Below are 25,033 nucleotides of genomic sequence, written 5' to 3'. Positions count from 1 at the left end.
CGGGGCGCAGCCGGACAGAGGGAGGGCGAGTGACTGCCCAGGCGGAAAGAGGCGGAGATGCCGGCCAGGAGGTCAGGCCCGGCTATGGCGAGGGGCGAGGGGCTCTCCTGGAGGCGGCGGTCAGGGTGGTGGTCCGTGGTGGCCTGCGAAAGCTGACGTACCGTGCCGTCGCAGCGGAGGCCGGTGTCACGCACGGGCTGGTCGCCCACCACTTCGGTTCGCGCGACACGCTGCTCGAAGAGGCGCTGCGGTGGTGCGTCGCCCGCAGCGTCGAGACGTCCTCGCTGGTACCCGACAGTGGGAGGCTGGAGGACTTCGCCGCGACCCTCGCCGACTTCGTCGCGGCGGACCCCGACCTCCAGCTCTTCCAGTACGAGCTGAAGCTCGAATCCAGCCGGCGGTCAGAACTGCGCCACCTTGTCGACCTGCTGTACGACGCCTACCGCGATGCTGTCCGCGAGGCGCTGGCCTGCCTCGACGTGTCACAGGAGATGACGGACATCGTCTTCGCGGCCCTGGACGGCCTGGTCTTTCACCAGGTCACGTCCGGCGCACCGGACCGCATCGACGAGAGCGTCGCCGCCTTGCGACGACTCCTCGCGGCCCATCGCGCGCAGGCTTCACCAGGAGGGGTCGGCGGTGCATCGAACGATCCGAAGCTCTCCTGAACCCACTTCAGGGGCGGCACTGAGGAGCTTTCTCGAAGGGCGTGACCAGCCAGTCCGGCCGCAGACCGCAACAGATCCCTGGCCGTGAGCCGCGTGCGCGTGGCGAAGCGTACGGACTGTCCCCAGCCGACCCGTATGGACTCCATGCACCACTGGCGCACCGGGTGGACTGGGGGCAAGTCGCTTATAGGAGGGCGGAGTTCTGCAGAATCGAGCGATGGCGCCTCCCCGGCGGTACGGCTTCAGCCCTGGCAGGCGCACCCGGCGGCGCTCTTGGCCTCGCGCACGGTGACGGACGGGTCGGTCGCCTGCTCGGCCGACGTGCAGCAGGCCTGCACGCCGCAGCAGGAGTTGTCCGCGACGGCATCCGGTTCGGTGGCGGTGGTGGCGGGCTTGGTGGCGCGGACGATGGCGGAGTGCATGCCGTCGGCGACCGGGTGCGTCGGAGTGATCTCGATGTCCGTGAACCCGGCCGCCTCCAGTCCGGCGTGGTACTCGGCGAAGGACAAGGCCCCGGCGATGCAGCCGACGTAGTTCCCGCGCTCGGCGCGCTGTTCGGTGGTGAGGGTGTCGTCGGCGACGACGTCGGAGACGCCGATCCGGCCGCCGGGCCTCAGGACGCGGAAGGTCTCGGTGAACACGGCGGGCTTGTCCGTGGACAGGTTGATCACGCAGTTGGAGATCACGACGTCGATGGTGTTCGCGGGCAGCGGGATCGCCTCGATGGTGCCTTTGAGGAACTCGACGTTCGTGGCTCCGGCCTTCGCCGTGTTGGCCAGAGCGAGGGCGAGCATCTCGTCGGTCATGTCCAGGCCGTACGCCTTGCCCGTGGGGCCGACGCGGCGGGCGGAGAGCAGGACGTCGATGCCGCCGCCGGAGCCGAGGTCGAGAACGCGCTCGCCCTCGCGCAGTTCGGCGACGGCGGTGGGGTTGCCGCAGCCGAGGGAAGCGGCCACGGCCTCGGCGGGCAGGGCGTCGCGCTCGTCGGCGGCGTAGAGGGTGGAGCCGAAGTTCTCGTCGACCTCGACCGGCTCGGGCCCGCAGCAGGCGGTGCCGCCCTCGGTGACCTTCACGGCTGCCGCCGCGTACCGCTGGCGGACGGTTTCACGCAGATCGATGGGGGTCTGGCGGACTGTTTCACGCAGATTGATGGGGGTCTGCTCGCTCATGACTCACTCCCGGATGACGGGCCGCAGCGTGGGCCCGGAACGGCCTGTATTGACGTTCGTTGATGCAACCTTGCGCCTTGGATCGAAAAACGTCAACATAGAGGCATGTCGAAACAAGAGCTTGAGGTGGTCGGACAGGACGCGGGCTGCTGCCCGGGGCTGTCCGCCGCGCCCCTGGGCGAGGACCAGGCCGCGGATCTGGCGAAGGTCTTCAAGGCGCTGGGTGACCCGGTCCGGTTGCGCCTGATGTCGATGATCGCCTCCCGCGGCCAGGGTGGGGAGGTGTGCGTGTGTGAGCTGACCCCGGCCTTCGACCTGTCCCAGCCGACGATCTCCCACCACCTCAAGCTGCTGCGCCAGGCCGGCCTCATCGACTGCGAGCGGCGTGGGACCTGGGTCTACTACTGGGTGCTGCCCGGCGTCCTGGACAGGCTCGCCGCGTTCCTGTCCACCACCCAGCCCGCCGGAGTCACCGCGTGAACCCCTCCCTCGGCCGGCGCGTCGCCGCCGAGGCGATCGGCACCGGGTTGCTGGTCGCGGTGGTGGTCGGCTCCGGCATCCAGGCCACCGAACTGTCACACGACGTCGGTGTGCAGCTGCTCGCCAACTCCCTGGCCACGGTCCTCGGCCTGGGCGTGCTCATCCTGCTGCTCGGGCCCGTGTCCGGCGCGCACTTCAACCCGGTCGTCACGCTCGCCGCCTGGCTCACAGGCCGTAGGGATCCAAACGGCCTGCCCCTGCGGGACCTTGCCGCGTACGTACCCGCCCAGATCGCGGGGGCCATCGGGGGCGCGGTCCTGGCTGATGCGATGTTCGCCGAGCCGCTGGTCAGGTTCTCCGCCCACGACCGGTCCGCCGGGCACCTGCTGCTGGGTGAGGTCGTCGCGACGGCCGGGCTGATCCTGCTGATCTTCGGCCTCGGCTGGATCGGTCGCGCGGCGCTCGCCCCGGCCGCGGTGGCCTCCTACATCGGGGCCGCGTACTGGTTCACCTCCTCCACGTCCTTCGCGAACCCGGCGGTGACCATCGGACGGACGTTCACCGACACCTTCGCCGGCATCGCTCCTGCTTCCGCCGCCGCGTTCATCGGCGCCCAGCTGCTGGGAACCGTGTTCGGGCTGGGGGCTGTCGCTGTCGTCTACGGCCGCCTTGCTCCCACCCCGGATGAAGTCGTCGTCGCGCACGGCGAGCCGGAACCCGCCGTCTCCTGACGATCCGATCTCCCGAGAAAGCCCCCGCTCATGAGCCCTTCCGCCGCGTCGCGCCCGTCGGTGCTGTTCGTCTGCGTCCACAACGCCGGCCGCTCCCAGATGGCCGCCGCCTTCCTCACCCACCTCGCCGGCGACCGCATCGAGGTTCGCTCGGCCGGCTCCGCTCCCGCGGACGCCGTCAACCCGGCCGTCGTGGAGGCGATGAAGGAGGTCGGCATCGACATCTCCGCCGAGACTCCGAAGATCCTCACGGTCGAGGCCGTCCAGGCATCCGACGTCGTGATCACCATGGGGTGCGGCGACACCTGCCCCGTCTTCCCCGGCAAGCGGTACCTGGACTGGCAGCTCGACGATCCCGCCGGGCAGGGCGTCGATGCCGTACGCCCTATCCGCGACGCGATCGAGACCCGTGTTCGGGCGCTGGTCGCGGAAATGGCGCCCAGTTGACGGCTGGGTGCCCGTACAGCATGGGAGCTTGGTGCCGTCGTCTTCCATGGTGACCGCCGCTCGTCTGTCCGCCGCCGCGCTCGGGGCCGCCGCGATCGGCGGTGACGGTGACGGTGGCGGTGGCAGTGGTGGTGCCTGCCGCGGAGCCACGCCCGGCCCGAACGCCAGAAGGTGGAGATCAGTGCGGTCCCGCCCTCCTCGGCTTGGTCGCAACCGTGCCGAGGCGTTGGCGACTTCGAGCCGGGTTTCCCTGGGCCTGCGATTCGTCCGGCCGACACTCAGCGGGGCGTTTGCGGTCCGATGACGGACAGCAACTGCAGCCGTTCGTAGCTCTCGCTGCCTGGGGTGGCGGTGTAGACGAGCAGCAGATGTGACTGCTCCGGATCCAGAAGTGTCTGGCAGGCCAGCTCCATCTCTCCGACTTCGGGGTGGACGAAGCGCTTGGTCTCGCGGGGGCGGATGCCGACCTCGTGGGCCTGCCACGCCTGCCGGAACTCCTCGCTCTGGGCCAGCAGCAGATCGGCGAGCTGAGCCGCGCGGGAGCGGCGCCCGCGCAGGGTGACCAGCCCGCGCAGGCCCGAGGCGAACATGCGGGTCAGGAACGGGTGGTCTTCGGGGGCGTAGAGCGCCCTGGTCGCGGGGTCGGTGAACCAGCGGTAGCCGAGGCTGCGGGCCGGCCCCTCGTAACCGGTCAGGTCACCGGTGAGTGCGACGGCCAGGGGCGTCTGCCGCAGGGTCTCTCCGAGCTCGGTGACGATCTCCGCAGGGGTGTCCTGAAGACGGTCGAGGATCCGCAGCATGCCGGGACTGATGTGGTCGCTCGCCGAGCCGCGGGGTGGCGAGGCGTGTCCGGCGAGCCGGAACAGGTGGTCGCGTTCGTCGAGAGAGAGGTGGAGCCCCTGCGCGATGGCGGCGATCATCCGCTCGGAAGGCTGAGGCCCGCGCTCCCGTTCCAGCCGTGCGTAGTAGTCGGTCGACATGTGGCACAGGAAAGCCACTTCCTCGCGCCGCAGCCCGCTCGTCCTGCGCCGCTGTCCACGCGGGAGACCGACGTCTTCGGGTTGCAGCGCCTCGCGGCGGCGCCTGAGAAACTCCGCCAGCCCGGTCCGGTCGATCAGCATCTGTTCCTCATTCACCTTCCGCTTCCTCCGACGGTCATGTCTACCGCTCGTACAGGGTGGTAACCACGGCCTGGCAATCCCCCCTTGGGGCCGCCCCGAGCTGCGGGACCCGGTGCCGTAGCGGGGGATCGGCAGGCCCTGCATAACGATGTCGGCGTCCGTGACAGTGGAGGAAATGACGCAACGATCTGGAGTGAGTTCGCATGCCGCGTGATTCCATTGACATTCCCGCCGTCGATCTGTCCGGGAGGCGCGCCGTGGTGACCGGCGCGAGTGACGGTATGGGGTTCGGCATGGCTGCATGGCTTGCCGCCGCAGGTGCGGAGGTGGTGATGCCGGTCCGCAACAAGGCCAAGGGGGAGGCGGCGCTGGCGCGGATCCGTCAGCTGGTGCCCGGCGGGCAGGTGTCGCTGCGGAGCCTCGATCTGTCCTCGCTCGCCTCGGTGGAGGCGTTCGGCAAGACGCTGATCGAGGAGGGTCGGCCGGTCCACCTGCTGATCAACAATGCCGGTGTCATGACGCCGCCGAACCGGCAGACCACGGCGGACGGGTTCGAGCTGCAGTTCGGCACCAACCACCTGGGGCACTTCGCTCTGGTGGCGCATCTGCTGCCGCTGCTGCGGGCCGGCCGGGCCCGGGTGACGTCTCAGATCAGCATTGCGGCGAACCAGAACGCCATCAACTGGGAGGACCTGAACTGGGAGCGCTCGTACAACGGCCAGCGCGCCTACAGCCAGTCGAAGATCGCGTTCGGACTGTTCGGTCTGGAACTGAACCGGCGCAGTGAGACAGGTGGTTGGGGCATCACCAGCAACATCTCCCACCCCGGTGTCGCACCGACCAGCCTGCTGGCCGCCCGCCCCGAGGTGGGGCGTGACAAGGACACCCTCGGTGTGCGCGTGATCCGTTTCCTGTCCGCCCGCGGCATCCTCCTCGGAACCGTCGAGAGCGCGAAATTCCCCGCTCTGTACGCCGCCACGTCCCCGGACGCCGAGCCCGGCCGGTTCTACGGACCCAGCGGACCGCTCCACCTGGGCGGCCCACCCGCCGAGCAAAAGCCGTACACCCGCCTCACCGGCACGCAAGAAGCCACCCGCGTTTGGGAAACCTCCGAGAAGCTCACGGGCCTGCGCCTGTAGTCATGGACCCGCCCGATGGGCGCAGCGCCGGATGAGGTGCAGCGGCCCATCGGGACGAAGTGGTCCCGCCGCATCACCGGCCGCCTGGCCCGCGTCGGCCCCCGGGCCGCCGTTCACTCCCCGGGCAGTGGAGGAAACGGCGAGTACCGAAACGCAGGTCCAGGACACCGGAAGATCAGGCAACGCTCCACGCACGCAACTGACGGCCGATCAGGCCCACTCCCGTCGCGCCGGAAGCCGCGTCCCGCACCAGGGCGACCGCTTCTTTCGGCGGATACTCCAGACGGCACCCGTTCAGCGCGAGGTAGGCCTCAGTGCAGTGCCAGGCGAACGCCTCGTTGGAGTGCTCCAGACAGGGCAGCCGGAGCAGGGTCTGCATCAGTGCCGCCGCCTTCAGATACAAGGATCCGTAGACGTTGCGCTCCATGGCCCGGGCATTGACCCGGGCGACAGCCGCGTACAGGGGACCGTAGTCGTCCACCTGCGGGTCACCCGGCAGCAACTCGGCAGCATGCAGCAGGAAAGCCACGTCGAGAGGGTGCGGCGGCTCGTGCTGTGTCACGCGGCGTGACCCCGCTCGTGCTGCTCCTCAAGATCATGCCGTGCGGCGAGCTCCGCTGTACGACGCTCCCCGTCGGCAACGGCCGCGTCGGCCGCTTCGGCGAAGGCGTCACCGCTACGGGCCATCGACCTGCTGAAGGCGTCGAGGAAGTGCGTCTCCACGGCGGTGGCCCGGGCGTAGGCGGCGGACAGGATGTACTCCTGCAGGCTGACACCCTCCTGCCGCGCTGCGGCCTCGATCGCGGCGCGCTGGGCCGGGTCAGGGAAACGGAGGTTCATCGCTTTGGGCTGAGGCATGGTACCGATGGTATCGCCGGTACCATCGGGCGACCAGCCCGGACCTGGAATGGCCGTTGTCCATGGGACGGTGACATCTGTCATCCCCATCGGTGGACGACGGACACTGGGGGAACGAATCCCTCCGCCGCTACTTTCATGCCCATGACGAAGACCAGTGGCGATCACCCGGACAAGACCGACATCAAGGTGAGCCTCATCGGCGGCCACCGCCTCAAGGGCGAGAGCCTGAGCGAGCGCACCCTCACCGCCTCCCTGATCGGCGGCGCTGACATCGACCTCACCGACGTCGACATCCCCGACGGCGCCGAGCTGCGCATCACCAAGCTGAGCCTGATCGGCGGCGTCAGCCTCAAGGTCCGCCCCGACGTGCGCGTCGAGGTCCACGGCATCCGCCTCGGCGGCGTGCAGGACGAGGGCCCCACCGAGCCCGGCGGCCCGACGGTCCGCATCGACGCGTGGGGCCTGATCGGCGGGGTGAGCGTGCGCCGCGACTGAACCGATCCGGCACGGCAGCGAACAGGGCGCCGCGCAGACGTGTCGTAGGACGTGCGGAGCGAGCAGGGCGCCACGGCGACGGATCCATCCGCATGGCCATTGGCCTGGTCTGCGGTGACCAACGTCTACGCAGCCTCCGCCCAGGAGCCCGCGAGCGTGCATTCGGAGCGCCCACACCTGGCAGGAGCATCCAGTTCCCGGACATCACCTGCGAGCGTTCGTTGTCGCTCCCTACTCGTTGGTTGAGAGGCGAAGCGAGTCGGCCGACGCGTAGCTCTGCCCGGTTCCAGCGTCATCACAGGCCGTCTTGTGGGTGCCTGGCTGCCCCCGCAGCATGAACAGTCCGGCCGTAACGAAGGAGGATGGGTGCGCAGCTTCGAGACGGGACAGACGGTCGTCCGGCGCGATGTGCACAGCCCCGGCCGGGTGTGGAGCGAACATGCCCTGCGCGTCGTTGCCGACACGGGCGAGGCCTTGGTGGCGGCCTGTCCGCCGGGAGCCGAGACGCGGTGGCCCGCCCTGTACCTCAAGGCTCGTGACGAGGGTGACCGTGCGGTGCGTACCGAGGCGTTCGACGTGATGGCCAGCGGTGTGTGGGAGCTGGCGGCCGCGGTGTGGCAGGAGACCGAGCTGCTGCTGTGGAAGCCGCCAGAGACGTGGTTCAGCGTCAACGCCTTCTACACCGCCGACGGGCTGCGGAACTGGTACGTGAACTTCGAGCGCCCCACCGTTCGGACCGGCGATGGGTTCGACACCTTCGACCTGACCGTGGACCTCGTCGTCGACGCCGACCTGACCCGCTGGCAGTGGAAGGACGAAGACGAGTACGCGCACGTCCGGCGGCTCGGCATCGTCACCGACATCGAGCACCGGGCGGTGGCCGCTGCCCGCGACCAGGCCCTCATGATGATCCAGGAACGCTGCGGTCCGTTCGCGGACACCGCCTGGTGGTCGGCCTGGCGGTGGAACCCGGCCTGGCCCGCGCCGACACTTCCACGATCCGGGGTGACCGGACAGAGGGTTGCACCGGCGGGCGGCTGAACCGTTGGCTGACTCCCGCCACGAGGTCAGCAAGCTGGAACAGGGCAATGCCTGACAGGCCGGGGCTGTCGTGGAGGGTGTGGGGGACGGTGTCCCCGTGCCTCACCTATTTTCCCTGTCTGGGGGGCCGCGGTGTGCTTACCGGCGGTTTTGGCCGGCAGACGCGTGCGCGTCATCAAGTGCTCCTTGGTGGAACGGATTTCCTGGTCCACCTGATAGGAGCTGCGCCGTTGGATGGCTTGGCATCCCCTCTGGCCATGGACTGCCCAGGCCGCTGAAGATCAGCCCCGAGCCCCCAACTGCCGGATGTCAGTGCAGAGAGGGCCTCACGTTGGAGGAGGCGCCGGCGGTCTCCTGCCCCTCCGGTTCGAAGTCCACGTCCACCACGCCCTCGACTGCGCGCACCAGGCGGGCGGCCACGGGGATCAGAGACGTGTCGCGGACTCGTCCGACGAGCTTGACGGCTCCTTCGTGCACCTCGACGCGGATCGCCGACGAAGGGGCGGGGAACAGGTAGGCCACCACCTCGCGGCGCACCTCCTCGGCGATCTCCTCGTCGTCGCGCAGGAACACCTTGAGCAGGTCGGCCCTGCTCACGATGCCCTCCAGCATGCCCTGCTCGTCGACCACGGGCAGCCGCTTGACCCTGGCGTGGGCCATGGTGCGGGCGGCCTGGGCGAGGGTTGCGTTCGGGCGCACGGTGAGGGCCGGGGACGTCATCAGCTCAGCCGCGGTGACGGCGCCGGCCTTGGCCAGGTCGGCCAGGCGGCGCAGCTGGGTGTACCGGTCAGGGTCGTTGTCGCGGAACTCCTCCTTGGGCAGCAGGTCGGCCTCGGAGACGATGCCGACGACCGTGCCCTCGCCCTCGACGACGGGCAGGGCACTCACCTTCCACTCCTGCATCAGCCGCACGATCTCTTTGAAGGGGGCGTCACGGTCGAGGGAGGCGACGGTGTGGGTCATGACGTCGCTGACGATGTGCGGGCTGCCGTGCATGATCACTCCTCGCGTTCAGATGCGGTTGCCGGAGCCGTAAGGGGCATAGAGGTCCAGGAGTCGGGTCCGGGCGGAGCGAAGGCGGTGGGCCAGGACGTCACCGACCCACCGAGCCACGGCGCTGCCCAGAGCCGGATCCTCCTGGCACATCAGACGGACGGCCGTGGCGTCGAACTCGTACGCCCGCACCGGGGTCGTGGCCTCGGCGCCCAGGTGATAGGTGTGCGGGGCGAACAGCCACGACCACCCGACGAGTTCGTTGTGCCGCAACGTCTCGATGACGGCCGGCCTGCGCCCGGGCACACGCATGTCGAGTTCGACGGTGCCCGTACGGATGATCCAGAACCGGTCGGCCCGGCCGCCTTCCTCGAACAGTCGCGCCCCTTCCGGAAAGGACACCTCGCGGGCGTAGCGCATCAGACGCTCCTGGTGCTCGGGAGGCAGGGCACGCAGCATGCTGGGAGTGGACGTGGGGATCATGGCGTGCCTCCTGACGGGTGTGGAACCTGCCACTACCAGCCTGTGCCCGCCTTCGGCGTCGGCGCATGGGCCACTCGGTCCATCGGATGGACCACTCGGCGGTGCCGTGACGACCTTCGGCACCCTGCGGCACGGCCGCCACCGCTGTTGCATGAAGAGGTGAGACGACCCGCCCGACGGGGGGTGAGCTCTGTGGGTACCTCACTGACTCCCGACTTCTGGAGGCTGTTCACCGTGCTGCTGGTGATCTTCGCCGCCGCGACCGTGGTGGTGAGCGCCCTGCTCGACGCGCTGATCGTGCGGATGGCACGGCACGGGCGGTCCACCGGGCACCGAAGGGCGACCGCTGACGGTTTCGAACCGCACCTGGCGCACCACTGAGCCCTGCGCCGACGCGCAGAACGAGAAAGGAACGGCGATGACCGCCACCGTGACAACAGGCGTGCAGGTGGACGGGGCCTGGCGTGGGTTCGCCGGGCCCCGCTGGCGCGAGCGCGTCGACGTGCGCGACTTCATCCAGGCCAACTACACGCCGTACGAAGGCGACGACTCGTTCCTGACCGGTGCCACCGACCGTACCCGCGAGGTGTGGAGGAAGGTCAGCGCGCTGTTTCCGGAGGAACGGAGGCGGGGCGTCCTGGACGTCGACACCGCCACCCCCTCCACGATCACCTCGCACGCCCCCGGCTACATAGACCGCGACCGCGAACTGATCGTCGGCCTCCAGACCGACGCCCCGCTCAAGCGCGCGATCATGCCGAACGGCGGGCTGCGGATGGTCGAGAACGGGCTGAAGGCGTACGGCTACGAGCCCGACCCGTTCGTGACACGGGTCTTCGGCACCTACCGCAAGACCCACAACGACGGTGTCTTCGACGCCTACACCCCGCAGATGCGTGCCGCCCGCAGGGCGGGCATCATCACCGGCCTGCCCGACGCGTACGGCCGGGGCAGGATCATCGGCGACTACCGGCGCGTGGCCCTGTACGGCACGGACCGCCTCATCGAGGCCAAGCGAGCCGAACGCGCCCTGCTGGACGCACGCCCCTCCACCGCCGACGTCATCCGCGACCGGGAAGAACTCGCCGAGCAGACAAGGGCGCTGGCCGAGCTCGCAGAGATGGCCGCCTCGTACGGATGTGACGTCAGCCGGCCCGCCGCCACCGCCCACGAGGCCGTGCAGTGGCTCTACCTGGGCTACCTCGCGGCGGTGAAGGAGCAGAACGGCGCCGCGATGTCCCTGGGGCGTACGTCCACGTTCCTCGACATCTACCTCCAGCGCGACCTGGCGTGCGGGACCATCGACGAGACCCGCGCCCAGGAACTGATCGACGACTTCGTGATCAAACTGCGGATCGTACGGTTCCTGCGCACTCCCGAGTACGACGACCTGTTCTCCGGCGATCCGACGTGGGTGACGGAGTCCATCGGCGGCATGGGTGAGGACGGCCGCACGCTGGTCACCCGCACCTCCTTCCGCTTTCTCCAGACCCTGTACAACCTGGGCCCGGCGCCGGAACCCAACCTCACCGTGCTGTGGTCGCCACGACTGCCCGCAGGCTTCAAGGAGTTCTGCGCCCAGGTCTCGATCGACACCAGCGCCGTCCAGTACGAGTCCGACGACCTGGTGCGCCCGCGGACCGGTGACGACACCGCGATCGCCTGCTGCGTCTCCGCGATGGCGGTGGGCCGGCAGATGCAGTTCTTCGGAGCGCGGGTGAACCTGGCCAAGGCGCTGCTGTACGCCGTCAACGGCGGCCGGGACGAGATGACGGGCGAGCAGATCGCGCCCCCGGCACCCCCGCTCACGGGGGAGTACCTGGACTACGAGGCGCTCTCCACGGCGTACGACCGCGTCCTGGACTGGCTGGCGGAGACGTACGTGGATGCGCTGAACGTCATTCACTACATGCACGACAAGTACGCCTACGAGCGCCTCGAGATGGCCCTTCACGACCACCCCGTGCACCGCTTCATGGCCTGTGGCATCGCCGGCCTCTCGGTCGCGGCCGACAGCCTGTCCGCCGTCAAGTACGCGCGTGTGAAGGTGTTCCGTGATGCCACCGGACTCGCCGTCGACTTCCGCACCGAGGGAGACTTCCCGGCGTACGGCAACAACGACGACCGCGCCGACAGCATCGCCGTGGCACTGGTGGAGTCGTTCATGGCGAAGGTGCGCAGGCATCCCACCTACCGCAACGCCGAGCACACCCAGTCCGTCCTGACGATCACCTCGAACGTCGTCTACGGCAAGCACACCGGAAACACTCCCGACGGCCGCCGGTCCGGACAGCCCTTCGCGCCCGGGGCCAACCCGATGAACGGACGTGACCGGCACGGGGTCGCCGCCTCGGCCCTGTCGGTGGCCAAACTGCCGTACGAGCAGGCCCGGGACGGCATCTCGCTGACCACGACCATCACACCCGAGGGGCTGGGCCATCATCCGGCCGAGCGCGCCGGGCACCTGGTCGGCATCCTCGACGCATACATGACGGTCGGGGGCTTCCACATGAACGTCAACGTGCTGGACCGGGCCACGCTGGAAGACGCGATGGAGCACCCGCAGAAGTACCCGGAGCTGACCATCCGCGTGTCCGGATACGCAGTCAACTTCGTCCGGCTGACGCGGGAACAGCAGCTCGACGTGATCAGCCGTACCTTCCACGGATCACTGTGAGCCCGATGGCGACCACCGGCCGGATCCACTCCTGGGACCTGTCCACCGGCGTGGACGGCCCCGGGACCCGGTTCGTCCTCTTCGTGTCCGGCTGCCCACTGCGCTGCCTGTACTGCGCCAACCCGGACACCTGGCACATGCGTGACGGCAAGGAGACGAGCGTCGACGAGGTGATGGCGGAGATCGAGAGGTACCGGGCCTTCGTCACCGCGTCGGGCGGCGGCGTGACCGTCACGGGCGGTGAGCCGTTGCTGCAGCACACTTTCACGGGGGAGATCCTGCGCCGCTGCAAGGACGTCGGGCTGCACACCGCCCTCGACACCTCCGGCTTCCTCGGCACGCGCGCCACCGACGGGCTGCTGGCCGACACCGACCTGGTGCTCCTGGACATCAAGTCCTTCGACGTCCCGGCCTACCGTCGCCTGACCGGCGGCGAGCTGGCGCCCACCTTGAACTTCGCCACCCGTCTGAACCGGCTCGGCGTTGCGACGTGGATCCGCTACGTCCTGGTGCCGGGTTGGACGGACGACCCGGAAGGCGTCGCAGGGCTTGCCGCGTTCCTCGCGGAGCTCGGCTCTGTCGATCGGGTGGACATCCTGCCGTTCCACAAGCTCGGTGCCGCGAAGTACGAGGCCCTCGGCATCCCGTTCCCACTGCGCGACACTCCGAGCCCGACGCGGGAGTCGGTCGAGCGGGTACGGGAAGCGTTCCGTGCGTACGGCTTGGTGGCTCACTGAAGAGGTGGGGGAGCCCGGTCCCTCAAGATCAGGTACGCCACGCGGTCGACGCGCTCCGGCCTCGAACTCGGCCACCGTGGGATCGTGTTCGCCCTTGCCCGAGTGGAACGGGAGCTCCTGGACACCTCCGGCCACCGGCTCAGCAGCCGTGCCACGTGCGGGCCGACAGCGACCGGTACGGCGTAGCGGATGGCCGGTGGGAAAAGAAGGCGACGCCGATCGTGTCGCCCCGGTGAGCTTGGGGAATGCGGCCGCGAGAGCAGGTCCGCGAGGAAAGCCCCAGCCGCACCAGCCGTACTGCCAGGCCCAGGGGGCCGACCGTGACCGCGGAGTCGGGGTGGACCGATGACGGACGTGAGGAGCGCAGCAGCGCGCACAGGGCGAGGGCGGGCAGGATCGCTCACAGCCCGGCGACCAGTGGCAGGCCTGCGACACCCGCGTACACCGTGACCTGTGGCACGAAGACGCGGCCACGGTGACCGCGGTCTGCAGGTCCCTCTGCAAGCAGGCGCGCCGGTGGCCGAAGAGCGTCACGGCTCCGGGCACGAGGCGGCGCCATAACGGGAGGCCCGCGGGCACCGAACTGCGCCGGCCGGGGCTGTCCGTTTGGGGTTCACTGAGCCGTTTCCTTGGTCCGCCCATGATCCATCGGTGTGCTCGCGAGCGCGTGCTCCACGCGACCCCGGCGGGACTCCATCCCAAGTGGCCCTTCGAATAGGGCCGTTCAGCCCAGTAGGCACAGACCTTCGGCATCCGTCGGCCCCGATCGCACGCCGGGAGAGTGGGGGACGTCAAGCACGGATCGAGGCCCTTCGAAGGGATCACCGCCATGGCTGTCCACGAGCACCCGCACCGGAGTTCGGGCTTCCACCTGCCGTCCTTCCGCAGGAACCGCAGTGCCTCTGCCTCCGCCGAGTCGGCAGAGCCCCTCGCGCACACCGCACGGGCCTACGCCTTCGCTTCTCTGCGGCTGCTGACCGGGTTCGTCTTTCTGTGGGCATTCCTCGACAAGACCTTCGGGTTCGGTTACGCCACCCAGGCGGGCAACGGCTGGATCGACGGCGGCTCGCCCACCAAGGGCTTCCTCGGCTCGGTGGCCGCCGGGCCGATGAAGGCCACGTTCCACTCCTGGGCCGGTGATGCATGGGCCGACTGGCTGTTCATGCTCGGTCTGCTCGGCATCGGTGTCGCGCTGATGGCCGGTGTGGCGCTGCGGTTCGCGGCCCTCGCGGGCGCCGTGATGATGGCGCTGATGTGGATCGCGGAGTGGCCACCGGCCAAGCACCTGTCGGACGGCTCGCCGAGCATGTCGACGAACCCCTTCGTCGACTACCACGTCGTCTACGCCGTCGTCCTGATCGCCCTCGCCGCCGCCTGCGCCGGGGACACCCTCGGCCTCGGCAGGCTCTGGGCCAGGCTCCCGTTCGTCGGCCGCAACCGCCGGCTGCGCTGACCACGGGAGGCGTGGCGGACCCCACAAGGGGAAGCGGGTCCGCCGCGCCGAAGACCGGCATGAGGGGGGCCGGTCGGCCACTGGCAGGGACCTGCGGCCCCTGCCAGTGGCCTCATCCGAAGACGACGCTGGCATCGGGACCCCCGATGCAGGAGGTGGACAACATGACCCGCACCGTCACCGTCGGTCTGGACGGCTCGCGTGAGAGCCGAGCCGCGTCCGAGTGGGCGGCCCGCGAGGCACAGTTGCTCGGATTGCCGCTCAAGCTGGTCCAGGTCTGGGAGCCGGTACCGGATCCGATGGCACAGGCGCCGCTCCTCGGCTCCGAGACACAGCAGCACTGGACCGAGCGCGTACCCCGTGAAGCGGCCGAAGGCATCCGGCTACGCCATCCGGGTCTCGACGTGAGCACGGAGCAGGTGTCCGGACGGCCCGCCGAGATGCTGACGAGCGTGGCGAAGGACGCCGAAGTGCTGGTCCTCGGCTCTCGCGGGCTGAGCGGCCTCGGAGGCTTTCTGGTGGGCTCGGTCGGGCTGGCCGTCGTGGCGCACGCCGAACGGCCCGTCGTCCTGGTGCGCGCCGATGCGCAGGCCCCTGATGAGCACGAGACGGCCCCGGCCGGTACCCGGGCCTCTGCGGCCCCGTTCCGGCCCGTCGTGGTCGGCCTCGACATCGAGAGTCCTGACGAGGAGCTGATCGAGTTCGCCTTCGCGGCGGCGGCCCGGCGTGCCACGTCGCTGCGAGTCGTGCACGGCTGGAACCCGCCCCCGTACTACGCCTACGGCCTCACCGCGGACCTCGATCTCCACGACAGGCTCGCCCGCCGCGAGTCCGTCGCCCTGGCCGAACTCCTGCGCCCGTGGCGGGAAAAGCACCCGGACGTCGAGGTCACCGAGGAGTCCTCCTACGGCACCGCCGGCAACCACCTCGCCGACGCCTCACGCGACGCCTCCCTGGTCGTTGTGGGCCGCCGGATCCGCCGCAGCCCTTTCGGCTCCCACATCGGTCCCGTCACCCACGCGGTCCTGCACCACTCCGCCGCCCCCGTCGCGGTGGTCCCGCATCCGTGAGGAGAGACACGGTCAACGAGTCGATCGACGAGGTGCTGCGCGGTCCGGTCATGGCACGGATCGTCTTCGAGAGAGGAGCAGGGCGATGAGCGCGATAGCCAAGGAACTTCCGGTCGTGGTCGGGGTCGACGGCTCGGAGCCGAGTCTGCGTGCCGTGGACTGGGCCTCGGACGAAGCCGTCCTGCGCGGACTGCCGTTGCGGCTGGTGTACGCGTCGCTGTGGGAGCGGTACGAGGGCGACGCGCTCGCTGCGGACCTGGGCAAGCCGCCCGAGGAGGTGTCGGCCGACGACATCGTCGAAGCCGCCGCGCGCTGCGCCCGCAGCCGCCACCCCGAACTGACCGGGCAACGAGCGTGATGGATCGCCGCGTGTGCGACGGACCCGGTGCGCACCGAGACGGCCGACGCGGATCCGACGTCCGACGACCAGCAGTCCCGCCTGCTGCGCGGCGGCCGGCAGGGTCTGGGAGGCCCGGCCTTCCAGCATCAGGCGAGCGGTCGGTCGTGATCAGGACCCGGTCGACGAAGTCGGGCCCGGGAAGGTGCAGGTCCTCTTTGGGGATGCCCTGGGCGGTGTGCGTCAGCAGGTTCTTCGCCTCGTCGCCCAGCAGGCTGTGAACGTCGGCCATCGCTCCACCTCCGCGAGGTTCGCACGGCTCATGGCCCCACCGTGCGGCGCGGCGTGGTCGTGCGACAGGGCCGTTCGGTCCCGTGACAGGCGCCGAACGGCCCTGGGAACACCTCAGCCGAAGAACACTCCGAACTCGTCGTACAGCGACGGGTCCACCACTTTGGTCCTGCCCCGGGTCTCGTCGAGGGGGATGCGGACGATGTCCGTGCCGCGCAGGGCGACCATCGTGCCGAAGTCGCCGTCCTTGACCGCGTCGACCGCGTGCAGTCCGTAGCGTGTGGCCAGCCACCGGTCGAAGGCGCTGGGCGTGCCGCCGCGCTGGACGTGGCCGAGAACCGTGGTGCGGGCCTCTGTTCCGGTGCGCCCCTCGATCTCCTGGGCCAGCCACTCACCGATCCCCGACAGGCGTACGTGGCCGTACTCGTCCACGGACCGGTCCTTGAGGATCATCTGGCCTTCCTTGGGGACAGCACCCTCGGCGGCCACGACGATCGGCGCGTAATTGATCTCGAAACGGCTCTTCACCCAGGCGCAGACCTGATCGATGTCGAACGGCCGCTCCGGGACGAGAATGACGTTGGCTCCGCCCGCGACCCCCGCGTGCAGGGCGATCCACCCGGAGTGCCGGCCCATCACCTCCACCACCAGCGTCCGCATGTGCGACTCGGCGGTGGTGTGCAACCGGTCGATGGCCTCGGTGGCGATACCGACGGCCGTGTCGAAGCCGAAGGTGTAGTCGGTGCCGGCCACGTCGTTGTCGATGGTCTTGGGCACGCCGACCAGTTTGATTCCCTGGCGACTGAGCTCCGTGGCTGCGCCGAGGGTGTCCTCGCCGCCGATCACGATGAGCGCGTCGACCTGGTGCGCGTCCAGAGTGTCCCGGATGCGCCGCACTGCGTCATCATGCTTGAGGGGATTGGTGCGGGAGGAACCGAGGATGGTTCCGCCACGGGGCAGGATCCCGCGTACCTCGGCGATGCCCAGGGGCAGCACACTGTCGTGAAGGGCGCCGAGCCAGCCGTCACGCAGTCCGACGAACGTGAAACCGTAGTCCTGGGTCCCCTTGCGGACGACACTGCGGATCACGGCGTTCAGACCGGGGCAGTCACCGCCGCCGGTCAGTACTGCGATCTTCATGACTTCCTCCCCTTCTCCCCGGGAGGGGGGCCTTCGCCCACACCGCGGCGCGTCGCGGGGCGGACAGGCGCTGTGTGTCCGGGGGAGCCAGGTGTCTCTCTCCATCATGAGCGCCCGCGCCTTCGGCAGCGACTTCCCCGAGGTCTGGCACTCACAAGGTGACGCGTCCACGGTCCCAGACCGGGCAGACAGGGTGGGAAGGGCCCATCCGCTTCTCGCGGAACCTGATTGCGCGGTGCGCGCCCCGAAGGCGCTTCCTCGCGTCTGCCCGCGAGCCCTTCCCGCCACCTCCACCACATCACTCCGACCACTTGCCCGCCAGGGCCGACCGGCCCCACTTGGTCTGCAGCATCCGCCTCATGATCGCCACCTCCTCTTCGCGCCTCCGCCTTCACCGCCACTGTCGTTGTCCAGGAACGTGACAGCCGCTGCCCGGCCGCGGCACGGACCGTATGGGTCAAGTCCCGCACAGAGCTGGGCCGTTCGGCCCGGAACTGGTCGCCGGGGTCGGCCGACCGGGTGTGCCGGGTGCGCGGGCCGTACCCCGGTCGTACCCCGGTCGGTCCCGGACAAGGGACCATCGACCCCCTCACCGCGCCGTCCCACCGCCCCACCCTCGAAGGCACGGGACCTGTCCGTCGCTCGTGCGGGAGGAGAGCATCATGCGCATCGCATCTCTCGACGCCACGACCCTGGAGGCCTGTCTGTCGGCCGCCGTGGCGGCGCCTTCGTTCTTCAACAGCCAGCCCTGGCGCTACCGGCTCGACCCCGACACCGTCACCCTGGAGGTGCGGGCCGCCCCGGAACGGAGCCTGCGCCACGCCGACCCCGTCGGCCGCGCCCTGCACATCTCGGTGGGCGCATCCGTCTTCAACCTCCGCGTCGCCGCGCTGCACTTCGGCTGGTCACCCGTCGTACGCCTGCTGCCCAGCCCCGAGGACCCCGGCCTGCTGGCCACGCTGCGCATGACGGCTCCCGTCCACCGCACCACGGACACGTTCCGCGCCGACCTCTACCCTGCGGTCTGGCGCAGGCACAGCAGCCGTATGCCCTTCTCCGGCCGTCAGGTCCCGCCGCCGGTCCGCGCCGAACTCGCCGAGGCCGCGCACATGGAGGGCGCTCTCGTCGCCTTTCCCGCCCCTGCCGAGACGGCTCGTATGCTCCGAGTGGTCTCCGAGGCCGAGCAGCGCAACCGCGCCGACGCGGACCGCGGCACGGAGAGCCGCCGCTGGCTGCATCCGGACGGGGCCGGGGCCACGGACATCGGCCTGCCGAGGACGGCGCTCGGTTTGCAGGACGCGCGCGAGCAGATCCCGATGCGGGACTTCACCGCCCAGCGGCACCCCGAACGGCTGCCCGCCCAGGACTTCGAAACCGCCCCGCTGATCGCTCTGCTCACGACGGAACACGACCGGCGCACCGACTGGCTGCGCACCGGGCAAGCGCTCGAACACGTACTGCTGGTCGCCACGGCCCACGGCGTGCGCGCCTCCCTGCTGCACCAGCCGATGGAGTGGCCCGACCTGCGGACCGAACTCAACCCCGTGCCGGAGCACACCGGGCACGCCCAGATGCTGATCCGCCTCGGCTACGGCCCCGAGGGCCCCGCCACCCCGCGGCGGGCCCCGCAGGCGGTGAGCGACCCGGAGACGCTCAGGTGAGAAAGGGCGGGACAGTGCCGTCCCGTCGTGCGGTGGGGACCGAACGGCCCATGCGGACGCCGGTCACTCGGCCCACGCTGGAACCGTGGGGCACTCCCGGTGCCCCGGAGCGAAGGAGGAACGGTCATGAAGGGCTTCGTCTTCCACGGCCCCGGACAGTCCGCCTGGGAGGAGGTTCCGGACCCGGCCGTCCAGGAGCCCACCGACGCCGTCGTACGGGTGAAGGACGTCACCATCTGCGGGACGGATCTCCACATCCTCAAGGGCGACGTGCCCGAGGTGGAGCCCGGCATGGTTCTGGGCCACGAGGCCGTCGGCGAGATCGTCGAGATCGGCAGCGACGTGCGCACCGTACGGCCGGGAGACGAGGTCCTGGTCTCCTGCATCACCGCCTGCGGCCGCTGCCGCTTCTGCCGGCAGGGCACGTACGGCCAGTGCCTGGGCGGCGGAGGCTGGATCCTGGGCCACCGGATCCACGGCACGCAGGCCGAGTACGTGCGCGTGCCGTACGCCGACCTGTCCGTGCACCGGCTGCCCGGCGGACTGAGCGGGCAGGACGCCGTGCTGTTCGCCGACATCTACCCGACCGCCTACGAGGTGGGCGTGCTCAACGGTGGCGTGCGCCCCGGGGACACCGTCGCCGTCGTCGGCGCCGGCCCCATCGGACTGGCCGCGATCCGCACCGCGCAGCTCTACACCCCCGAGCGGATCATCGCTGTCGACCTCGCCGACTCCCGGCTGGACGCCGCCAAGCGGCTCGGCGCCGACGTCGTCGTGTCCGCGCGTGAGGACCCCGCCCAACTGGTCGCCGACCTCACCGACGGCCTGGGCGCCGATGTCGTCATCGAGGCCGTCGGCGTCCCCGAGAGCTTCGAGCTGTGCACGCGGATGGTGCGTCCCGGCGGGCACGTGGCGAACGTCGGCGTGCACGGCAAGCCCGCCACCCTGCATCTCGAAGACCTGTGGATCAAGAACGTGACCATGACGACCGGGCTGGTCGACACCTCGTCGACCCCCACGCTGCTGCGGATGGCGGCAGCCGGCCGACTGCCCACCGCGTCGATGGTGACCCACACCTTCCCGCTGGACAGCATGGAGGAGGCGTACGACGTCTTCGGGCGCGCGTCCGAGACCGGCGCCCTCAAGGTCGTGCTGGGCGAGCCGCGACACGACGCACTCGCCGTTCCCGCGGCCTCGTGACGGAGGAGGAGAGAGCCGTGCGTGAACACGCGTCGGCCGGTGCGGCGCAGCCCGCGACCGGCCAGGGTGCGAGTGACCTGGGCCGCCGCCTCGCCGGCAGGCGTGGAGAGCTCGGTCTGACCCGGCAGGAAGTGGCCGACCGGGCCGGCATGGACACCGGCTACCTCCGCTACCTGGAGGAGGCCCCCGCCGCCGCCCCGGGCGTCGGCACCCTCCTGCGGCTCGCCGACGCGCTGGACACCGGGGTCACGGTCCTCACCGGCGGTGACGTCGATCTGCCGCCGGGGCGGGGCCGGGCGAGCAGAACAGCGGTATCGGTGGAACTCGGCACGGACGAGTGCTGGGAGCGGCTGTCGACGCACGGGGTGGGCAGGCTCGGCCTGATCACCGCGGAGGGCGTGACGATCCTTCCCGTCAACTACTCCGTCGTCGACCGTGTCATCGTCTTCAGGACCGCCCCGGACTCCCTCCCGGGCACGGTCCCCGGCGAGCAGGTCGCCTTCGAGGCCGACCACATGGACGAGGTGCTCCGGCACGGCTGGAGCGTGCTGGTGCGCGGCCTGGCCCGTGAGGTGACGCGGCCCGACGAGGTACGGCGGCTGACCGAGCGGGCGTACAGCGAACCCTGGGCCGGCGGGCGGCGCGACCTGTGGGTCCGCCTGGACCCGGTCGAGATCACCGGCCGGCTGATCAGGGAGCGTCCCCCGAGCGGGTGAACCGACCGGGCAGGGCCGTCCCGCGCGGGGGCAGGGACCAATGGCCCCTCATGCTCCGGCAGGAGCCGGGTAGACGCTGGAGCGGACGACTCACCCCGCGGCGAAGGTTGGACCGCCCATGTATCCGAGCGACGGCTTCCGTGAACTGGACCGGCAGGAGTGCCTGCGCCTGATGGCGAGGGTCCCCGTGGGCCGCATCGTCCACACACGCCACGCCCTGCCCGCCGTCCTGCCGGTCAACTTCTCCCTGGACCACGACGGTGGCGTGCTCCTGCGGACAGCAGCGGCGTCGGAACTGGTCCGCGCGGTCGACGGCGTGGTCGTCGCCTTCGAGACGGACGAGGTCGACGCGGCCGCACAGTCCGGCTGGAGCGTCGTCGTCACGGGCCGGGCCGCGGTGGTGACCGATCCGACCGAGCACGCGCGGCTGTTCCAGGTCGGGCCACGCTCCTGGGCACCCTCGCCCGAGGAGGTGTTCGTGCGGATCGCACCCGAGCTGATCACGGGCCGTGAACTCGTCGGCGGACGCTCCGTGTACGGCACCCGGCTCGCCTTCTGAGCACAGCTCACCGCGGCCCGTGCGGGACCGAACGTCCCGGAGCGAAAGGGCCGCACGGCGCCCTCGCCGACCCACGCGGGCCCTGCCCGTTTCCTCCCTCGTGGACGAGCATCGTCGCGAGAGCCCGGTGGACCGACCGCCGGGGAGGGACGTGCACGGAAGGGGCCGGGACATGACTGGACAGCGCGTGGTTGTCGGAGTGGACGGCACGCTGATCGCCGTTCGAGCACTGGACTGGGCGGCCGAGGAGGCCGAGCGGCGTGGAGCCACCCTGCACATCCTCTACGCCGTGGCCGATCAGGACGAGGCGGGGCCGGTGCTGGCCGCCGCTGCCGCCCGGATCCGCGACCACCATCCGGGGCTGCCGGTCGTGACCGGCGCCGCCGAAGGCACCGCGGTACCGGCGCTCGTACGGGAGAGCGAGGGCGCCGCCCTCACCGTCGTCGGCACCCGGGGGCTCGGGCGGGTCACCGGCACGCTGTTCGGATCGGTGAGCCTGCGATTGGCCGGACACACCCACAGCCCCCTCCTGGTCGTCCGCGGCGATCACCGATGCGACGGCGGGCGCGAGGTGCTGCTCGGCCTGGAGAGCGACACCGACGCGGACGCGGCCGCCTACGCCTTCCAGGAGGCGGAGCGCCGCGGGGCCCGGCTCACGGTCCTGCACGCCTGGAGCCACCGGCACGAAACGCCCGAGCTGCCGTCGCTGCTCCCCGGGACGAGCCCCGCACAGCGGGATGCGGCCCGGCGCGAGGCGGGCGAGGAGGCGGTCGGACGCTTCGACGTGGCCGAACTGCGTCAGCGCCACGCCGGGGTCGGCGTCGCGACCGTGACGGTCCGTACCGATCCGGCGCACGCCCTGCTGGAGAAGACACGGGAGGCCGGGCTGGTCGTGATCGGGGCCCGCCGACACGGCCACGGCAGCACGCCGCGGCTGGGCACGGTCGGACACGCCCTGCTGCATCGCTCGCACTGCCCCGTGGTCGTGGTGCCGGCCCGATAGGGGGCACCTGGGCCGCAAGGGGTGGCCCGAACGGCCCTGTCGAGGGCCCCACAGACGGACGGAAGCTGGTTCTGTGCCGCACCGCGCGCACGTCCGACCCCGAGATCCGCCACGGAAGGGAAACCCGATGTCCGTCGACACGCAGCAGGCGCCCGCCGAGCTCACGGACGAGGAGCTGAAAGCCCTGGACGCCCACTGGCGCGCCGCGAACTACCTGTCCGTCGGCCAGATCTACCTCATGGCGAACCCCCTGCTGGAGGAACCCCTGCGCCCGGAGCACGTCAAACCGAGGCTGCTCGGCCACTGGGGCACCTCACCTGGGCTGAACCTCGTGCACACCCACCTCAACCGTGTCATCAAGGCCCGTGGCCAGGACGCCGTGTGCATCTGGGGTCCGGGCCACGGAGGGCCGGCCGTGCTCGCCAACTCCTGGCTGGAGGGCAGCTACTCGGAGACGTACCCCGACGTCAGCAGGGACGGGGCCGGGATGGAGCGGCTCTTCCGACAGTTCTCCTTCCCCGGCGGGGTGCCCAGCCATGTGGCACCGGAGACCCCGGGATCGATCCACGAGGGCGGCGAGCTGGGCTACTCCCTGGCCCACGCCTACGGGGCCGCACTGGACAACCCGGACCTGCTGGTCGCCTGTGTCATCGGCGACGGGGAGGCGGAGACCGGGCCGCTGGCCGCCTCCTGGCACTCCAACAAGTTCCTCGACCCCGTCCACGACGGCGCGGTCCTGCCCATCCTGCACCTGAACGGCTACAAGATCGCCAACCCGACCGTGCTCGCCCGGTTGCCCGAGGCCGAACTCGACGAGCTGCTGCGCGGCTACGGACACGTGCCGATCCATGTCACCGGTGACGACCCGATGGCCGTGCACCGGGCCATGGCCGCGGCCATGGACCACGCCCTGGAGCGCATCGACGCGATCCAGAGCAGCGCTCGCGAGGACGGGGTCTCCGAACGGGCCCACTGGCCGGTGATCGTGCTGCGCACCCCCAAGGGCTGGACCGGCCCCGCCGAGGTCGACGGCCTCCCGGTCGAGGGCACCTGGCGTGCCCACCAGGTCCCGCTGTCCTCCGTACGGGACAACCCCGAGCATCTGCGGCAGCTGGAGGCGTGGCTGCGCTCCTACCGCCCGCAGGAGCTGTTCGACGAGCAGGGAAGCCCGCGCTCCCAGGTCCTCTCCTGCGTACCCGAGGGCGAGCGCAGGCTCGGCGCGAGCCCGCACGCCAACGGCGGCCTGCTGGTGCGTGAACTGCCTCTGCCCGAACTGGAGTCGTACGCCGTCGAGGTCGACAAGCCAGGCGCGACGATGCACGAACCCACCCGGATCCTGGGCGATGTGCTGGAGTACGTCATGCGCATGACGCGCGAGCGGCGCGACTTCAGGATCGTCGGTCCGGACGAGACCGCATCCAACCGGCTCCAGGCCGTGTACGGCGCGAGTGGCAAGGCCTGGCAGGCGCAGACCCTGCCCGTCGACGAACACCTGGAACGGCACGGCCGGGTGATGGAGATCCTCTCCGAACACACCTGCCAGGGCTGGCTGGAGGGCTATCTGCTCACCGGCAGGCACGGACTGTTCTCCTGCTACGAGGCCTTCGTGCACATCGTCGACTCGATGGTCAACCAGCACATCAAGTGGCTGCGCACCACCCGCAGGCTGCCCTGGCGCGCGCCCATCGCCTCCCTCAACTACCTGCTCACCTCGCACGTCTGGCGCCAGGACCACAACGGCTTCTCCCACCAGGATCCCGGCTTCGTCGACCACATCCTCAACAAGAGCCCCGAAGCCGTCCGGGTCTACCTGCCGCCGGACACCAACACCCTGCTGTCCGTCGCCGACCACGTGCTGCGCAGCCGCGACTACGTCAACGTCGTGGTCGCCGGCAAACAGCCCTGCTTCGACTGGCTCTCCATGGAGCAGGCCCGGGTGCACTGCGCACGCGGCGCCGGGATCTGGGACTGGGCCGGTACCGAAGGCAGCGGCCGGGAACCCGACGTGGTCCTCGGCTGCGCGGGCGACGTGCCCACCCAGGAGGTCCTCGCCGCCGCCCAGCTGCTGCGCCGGCACCTGCCGGACCTGACCGTCCGGGTGGTGAACGTCGTCGACCTGGCCCGGCTGCTGCCGCAGGAGGAGCACCCGCACGGCATGCCGGACGCGGAGTACGACGCGCTGTTCACCCGCGACAAGCCGGTGATCTTCGCCTACCACGGCTACCCGTGGCTGATCCACCGCCTCGCCTACCGGCGGGCGGGCCACCCGCACCTGCACGTACGCGGCTACAAGGAGATCGGTACGACCACGACTCCGTTCGACATGGTCGTCGGCAACGACCTCGACCGGTACCGGCTGGTCATGGACGTCATCGACCGCGTACCAGGGCTCGCCGTGCGCGCCGCCGCCGTACGACAGGAGATGGAGGACACCCGGCTGCGACACCACGACTGGATCCGCGCCCACGGCACCGACCTGCCGGAGGTCGCGGACTGGACCTGGGACGGCTGAGCGGCACCGATCGGCGGCGGGGCCGTCCGGCGGCCCCGCCGGGACCTGT

General features: G+C 70.4%; 25 protein-coding genes and 1 pseudogene. 19 read left to right on the top strand and 7 right to left on the bottom strand.

Annotated features, from left to right (window positions below; all coding sequences use genetic code 11):
- Positions 1 to 29 precede the first annotated feature (29 nt).
- Positions 30 to 668, top strand: a complete 639-nt coding sequence (locus tag AQJ54_RS18930; protein ID WP_062238822.1) for a TetR/AcrR family transcriptional regulator — start codon at positions 30 to 32, stop codon at positions 666 to 668.
- Positions 669 to 910: 242 nt separating this feature from the next.
- Here the strand turns inward: AQJ54_RS18930 and arsM are convergent, their stop codons facing one another.
- Positions 911 to 1,837, bottom strand: coding sequence for an arsenite methyltransferase (gene arsM / locus AQJ54_RS18925; RefSeq protein WP_062238820.1), 927 nt, complete (start codon positions 1,835 to 1,837; stop codon positions 911 to 913).
- A gap of 105 nt (positions 1,838 to 1,942) precedes the next feature.
- Here arsM and AQJ54_RS18920 point away from each other — a divergent pair, with 105 nt between their 5' ends.
- Genes AQJ54_RS18920 through AQJ54_RS18910 form a run of 3 tightly spaced genes read left to right on the top strand, consistent with a single transcriptional unit; the run spans position 1,943 to position 3,495 of the window.
- Positions 1,943 to 2,317 (top strand): ArsR/SmtB family transcription factor, encoded by a 375-nt coding sequence (locus AQJ54_RS18920; RefSeq protein ID WP_079069924.1) that lies wholly within the window; start codon positions 1,943 to 1,945, stop codon positions 2,315 to 2,317.
- The gene (locus tag AQJ54_RS18915) at positions 2,314 to 3,048 is read left to right on the top strand and encodes an aquaporin (protein ID WP_062238812.1); all 735 of its coding nucleotides are present in this window, start codon (positions 2,314 to 2,316) and stop codon (positions 3,046 to 3,048) included. Before AQJ54_RS18920 ends, AQJ54_RS18915 begins: the two co-directional genes overlap by 4 nt.
- A gap of 30 nt (positions 3,049 to 3,078) precedes the next feature.
- Entirely contained in the window at positions 3,079 to 3,495 is a 417-nt protein-coding gene (locus AQJ54_RS18910) for an arsenate reductase ArsC (RefSeq protein ID WP_062238808.1), read from the top strand.
- 278 nt (positions 3,496 to 3,773) lie between these two features.
- On the opposite strand, the gene AQJ54_RS18905 is transcribed toward AQJ54_RS18910, so the two are convergent.
- Positions 3,774 to 4,616, bottom strand: coding sequence for a helix-turn-helix transcriptional regulator (locus tag AQJ54_RS18905; RefSeq protein WP_211278572.1), 843 nt, complete (start codon positions 4,614 to 4,616; stop codon positions 3,774 to 3,776).
- Positions 4,617 to 4,819: 203 nt separating this feature from the next.
- On the opposite strand from AQJ54_RS18905, the gene AQJ54_RS18900 reads away from it, so the two are divergent.
- Positions 4,820 to 5,755, top strand: a complete 936-nt coding sequence (locus AQJ54_RS18900; RefSeq protein WP_062238806.1) for an SDR family oxidoreductase — start codon at positions 4,820 to 4,822, stop codon at positions 5,753 to 5,755.
- A 175-nt stretch (positions 5,756 to 5,930) separates the two neighbouring features.
- On the opposite strand, the gene AQJ54_RS18895 is transcribed toward AQJ54_RS18900, so the two are convergent.
- Positions 5,931 to 6,317 (bottom strand): hypothetical protein, encoded by a 387-nt coding sequence (locus AQJ54_RS18895; protein ID WP_062019303.1) that lies wholly within the window; start codon positions 6,315 to 6,317, stop codon positions 5,931 to 5,933.
- Positions 6,314 to 6,613, bottom strand: coding sequence for a hypothetical protein (locus AQJ54_RS18890; protein ID WP_243659384.1), 300 nt, complete (start codon positions 6,611 to 6,613; stop codon positions 6,314 to 6,316). Before AQJ54_RS18890 ends, AQJ54_RS18895 begins: the two co-directional genes overlap by 4 nt.
- A 144-nt stretch (positions 6,614 to 6,757) precedes the next feature.
- Between AQJ54_RS18890 and AQJ54_RS18885 the strand changes: the two genes are divergently transcribed.
- Together AQJ54_RS18885 and AQJ54_RS18880 are read left to right on the top strand one after the other, a co-directional pair.
- A complete protein-coding gene (locus AQJ54_RS18885) occupies positions 6,758 to 7,111 on the top strand; it encodes a hypothetical protein (protein WP_062238802.1) in 354 nt (117 codons plus the stop codon).
- A gap of 366 nt (positions 7,112 to 7,477) precedes the next feature.
- Complete coding sequence (locus AQJ54_RS18880) at positions 7,478 to 8,152, top strand: ribonuclease FAU-1 family protein (RefSeq protein ID WP_062238800.1); 675 nt, start codon at positions 7,478 to 7,480, stop codon at positions 8,150 to 8,152.
- A 309-nt stretch (positions 8,153 to 8,461) separates the two neighbouring features.
- Here the strand turns inward: AQJ54_RS18880 and AQJ54_RS18875 are convergent, their stop codons facing one another.
- A complete protein-coding gene (locus AQJ54_RS18875) occupies positions 8,462 to 9,148 on the bottom strand; it encodes a CBS domain-containing protein (RefSeq protein ID WP_062238799.1) in 687 nt (228 codons plus the stop codon).
- Between the two features lie 15 nt (positions 9,149 to 9,163).
- Positions 9,164 to 9,628: a cyclic nucleotide-binding domain-containing protein gene (locus tag AQJ54_RS18870; RefSeq protein ID WP_062238797.1), complete on the bottom strand. Its 465-nt coding sequence runs from the start codon at positions 9,626 to 9,628 to the stop codon at positions 9,164 to 9,166.
- A gap of 192 nt (positions 9,629 to 9,820) precedes the next feature.
- Between AQJ54_RS18870 and AQJ54_RS18865 the strand changes: the two genes are divergently transcribed.
- From AQJ54_RS18865 to AQJ54_RS18840, 6 genes and pseudogenes are all read left to right on the top strand, one after another.
- The gene (locus tag AQJ54_RS18865; RefSeq protein ID WP_062019296.1) at positions 9,821 to 10,009 is read left to right on the top strand and encodes a hypothetical protein; all 189 of its coding nucleotides are present in this window, start codon (positions 9,821 to 9,823) and stop codon (positions 10,007 to 10,009) included.
- 37 nt (positions 10,010 to 10,046) lie between these two features.
- A complete protein-coding gene (pflB, locus tag AQJ54_RS18860) occupies positions 10,047 to 12,305 on the top strand; it encodes a formate C-acetyltransferase (protein ID WP_062238795.1) in 2,259 nt (752 codons plus the stop codon).
- A gap of 5 nt (positions 12,306 to 12,310) precedes the next feature.
- Complete coding sequence (gene pflA, locus AQJ54_RS18855; protein WP_062238793.1) at positions 12,311 to 13,042, top strand: pyruvate formate-lyase-activating protein; 732 nt, start codon at positions 12,311 to 12,313, stop codon at positions 13,040 to 13,042.
- An 829-nt stretch (positions 13,043 to 13,871) separates the two neighbouring features.
- Positions 13,872 to 14,495: a DoxX family membrane protein gene (locus tag AQJ54_RS18850; RefSeq protein WP_062240360.1), complete on the top strand. Its 624-nt coding sequence runs from the start codon at positions 13,872 to 13,874 to the stop codon at positions 14,493 to 14,495.
- Positions 14,496 to 14,659: 164 nt separating this feature from the next.
- A complete protein-coding gene (locus AQJ54_RS18845; protein ID WP_062240357.1) occupies positions 14,660 to 15,565 on the top strand; it encodes a universal stress protein in 906 nt (301 codons plus the stop codon).
- Positions 15,566 to 15,650: 85 nt separating this feature from the next.
- Positions 15,651 to 15,905: pseudogene (locus AQJ54_RS18840) on the top strand (universal stress protein); the annotation flags it as partial.
- Positions 15,906 to 16,307: 402 nt separating this feature from the next.
- On the opposite strand, the gene AQJ54_RS18835 reads toward AQJ54_RS18840, so the two are convergent.
- Complete coding sequence (locus tag AQJ54_RS18835; protein WP_062238788.1) at positions 16,308 to 17,333, bottom strand: 6-phosphofructokinase; 1,026 nt, start codon at positions 17,331 to 17,333, stop codon at positions 16,308 to 16,310.
- Positions 17,334 to 17,995: 662 nt separating this feature from the next.
- On the opposite strand from AQJ54_RS18835, the gene AQJ54_RS18830 reads away from it, so the two are divergent.
- The 6 genes from AQJ54_RS18830 to AQJ54_RS18805 all read left to right on the top strand — a co-directional run bounded on the left by AQJ54_RS18830 (position 17,996) and on the right by AQJ54_RS18805 (position 24,984).
- Positions 17,996 to 18,994 carry an Acg family FMN-binding oxidoreductase gene (locus tag AQJ54_RS18830; protein ID WP_062238786.1) on the top strand — a complete coding sequence of 333 codons (999 nt, stop codon included), beginning with the start codon at positions 17,996 to 17,998 and terminating at the stop codon, positions 18,992 to 18,994.
- Between the two features lie 126 nt (positions 18,995 to 19,120).
- Positions 19,121 to 20,194, top strand: a complete 1,074-nt coding sequence (locus AQJ54_RS18825) for a zinc-dependent alcohol dehydrogenase family protein (RefSeq protein ID WP_062238784.1) — start codon at positions 19,121 to 19,123, stop codon at positions 20,192 to 20,194.
- Positions 20,195 to 20,211: 17 nt separating this feature from the next.
- Positions 20,212 to 20,910, top strand: a complete 699-nt coding sequence (locus AQJ54_RS18820; protein ID WP_062238782.1) for a helix-turn-helix domain-containing protein — start codon at positions 20,212 to 20,214, stop codon at positions 20,908 to 20,910.
- A gap of 118 nt (positions 20,911 to 21,028) precedes the next feature.
- A complete protein-coding gene (locus AQJ54_RS18815; protein ID WP_062238779.1) occupies positions 21,029 to 21,469 on the top strand; it encodes a pyridoxamine 5'-phosphate oxidase family protein in 441 nt (146 codons plus the stop codon).
- A gap of 172 nt (positions 21,470 to 21,641) precedes the next feature.
- Positions 21,642 to 22,472, top strand: coding sequence for a universal stress protein (locus tag AQJ54_RS18810; protein ID WP_211278559.1), 831 nt, complete (start codon positions 21,642 to 21,644; stop codon positions 22,470 to 22,472).
- 127 nt (positions 22,473 to 22,599) lie between these two features.
- Positions 22,600 to 24,984, top strand: a complete 2,385-nt coding sequence (locus AQJ54_RS18805) for a phosphoketolase family protein (RefSeq protein WP_062238775.1) — start codon at positions 22,600 to 22,602, stop codon at positions 24,982 to 24,984.
- Positions 24,985 to 25,033: the final 49 nt, after the last annotated feature.

The organism is Streptomyces griseorubiginosus, assembly GCF_001514195.1.
Classification (GTDB): Bacteria; Actinomycetota; Actinomycetes; order Streptomycetales; family Streptomycetaceae; genus Streptomyces; species Streptomyces griseorubiginosus.
This window is presented reverse-complemented; position numbering and strand designations above follow the sequence as displayed.

Bases quoted from the DNA above. Each gene is read 5' to 3' on its own strand.
- pflB (WP_062238795.1), top strand. From the start codon at position 10,047: ATGACCGCCACCGTGACAACAGGCGTGCAGGTGGACGGGGCCTGGCGT.
- AQJ54_RS18850 (WP_062240360.1), top strand. From the start codon at position 13,872: ATGGCTGTCCACGAGCACCCGCACCGGAGTTCGGGCTTCCACCTGCCG.
- AQJ54_RS18900 (WP_062238806.1), top strand. From the start codon at position 4,820: ATGCCGCGTGATTCCATTGACATTCCCGCCGTCGATCTGTCCGGGAGG.
- AQJ54_RS18885 (WP_062238802.1), top strand. From the start codon at position 6,758: ATGACGAAGACCAGTGGCGATCACCCGGACAAGACCGACATCAAGGTG.
- AQJ54_RS18890 (WP_243659384.1), bottom strand. From the start codon at position 6,613: ATGCCTCAGCCCAAAGCGATGAACCTCCGTTTCCCTGACCCGGCCCAG.
- AQJ54_RS18835 (WP_062238788.1), bottom strand. From the start codon at position 17,333: ATGAAGATCGCAGTACTGACCGGCGGCGGTGACTGCCCCGGTCTGAAC.
- AQJ54_RS18815 (WP_062238779.1), top strand. From the start codon at position 21,029: ATGTATCCGAGCGACGGCTTCCGTGAACTGGACCGGCAGGAGTGCCTG.
- AQJ54_RS18845 (WP_062240357.1), top strand. From the start codon at position 14,660: ATGACCCGCACCGTCACCGTCGGTCTGGACGGCTCGCGTGAGAGCCGA.
- pflA (WP_062238793.1), top strand. From the start codon at position 12,311: ATGGCGACCACCGGCCGGATCCACTCCTGGGACCTGTCCACCGGCGTG.
- AQJ54_RS18910 (WP_062238808.1), top strand. From the start codon at position 3,079: ATGAGCCCTTCCGCCGCGTCGCGCCCGTCGGTGCTGTTCGTCTGCGTC.
- AQJ54_RS18810 (WP_211278559.1), top strand. From the start codon at position 21,642: ATGACTGGACAGCGCGTGGTTGTCGGAGTGGACGGCACGCTGATCGCC.
- arsM (WP_062238820.1), bottom strand. From the start codon at position 1,837: ATGAGCGAGCAGACCCCCATCAATCTGCGTGAAACAGTCCGCCAGACC.
- AQJ54_RS18905 (WP_211278572.1), bottom strand. From the start codon at position 4,616: ATGCTGATCGACCGGACCGGGCTGGCGGAGTTTCTCAGGCGCCGCCGC.
- AQJ54_RS18825 (WP_062238784.1), top strand. From the start codon at position 19,121: ATGAAGGGCTTCGTCTTCCACGGCCCCGGACAGTCCGCCTGGGAGGAG.
- AQJ54_RS18830 (WP_062238786.1), top strand. From the start codon at position 17,996: ATGCGCATCGCATCTCTCGACGCCACGACCCTGGAGGCCTGTCTGTCG.
- AQJ54_RS18920 (WP_079069924.1), top strand. From the start codon at position 1,943: ATGTCGAAACAAGAGCTTGAGGTGGTCGGACAGGACGCGGGCTGCTGC.
- AQJ54_RS18870 (WP_062238797.1), bottom strand. From the start codon at position 9,628: ATGATCCCCACGTCCACTCCCAGCATGCTGCGTGCCCTGCCTCCCGAG.
- AQJ54_RS18875 (WP_062238799.1), bottom strand. From the start codon at position 9,148: ATGCACGGCAGCCCGCACATCGTCAGCGACGTCATGACCCACACCGTC.
- AQJ54_RS18805 (WP_062238775.1), top strand. From the start codon at position 22,600: ATGTCCGTCGACACGCAGCAGGCGCCCGCCGAGCTCACGGACGAGGAG.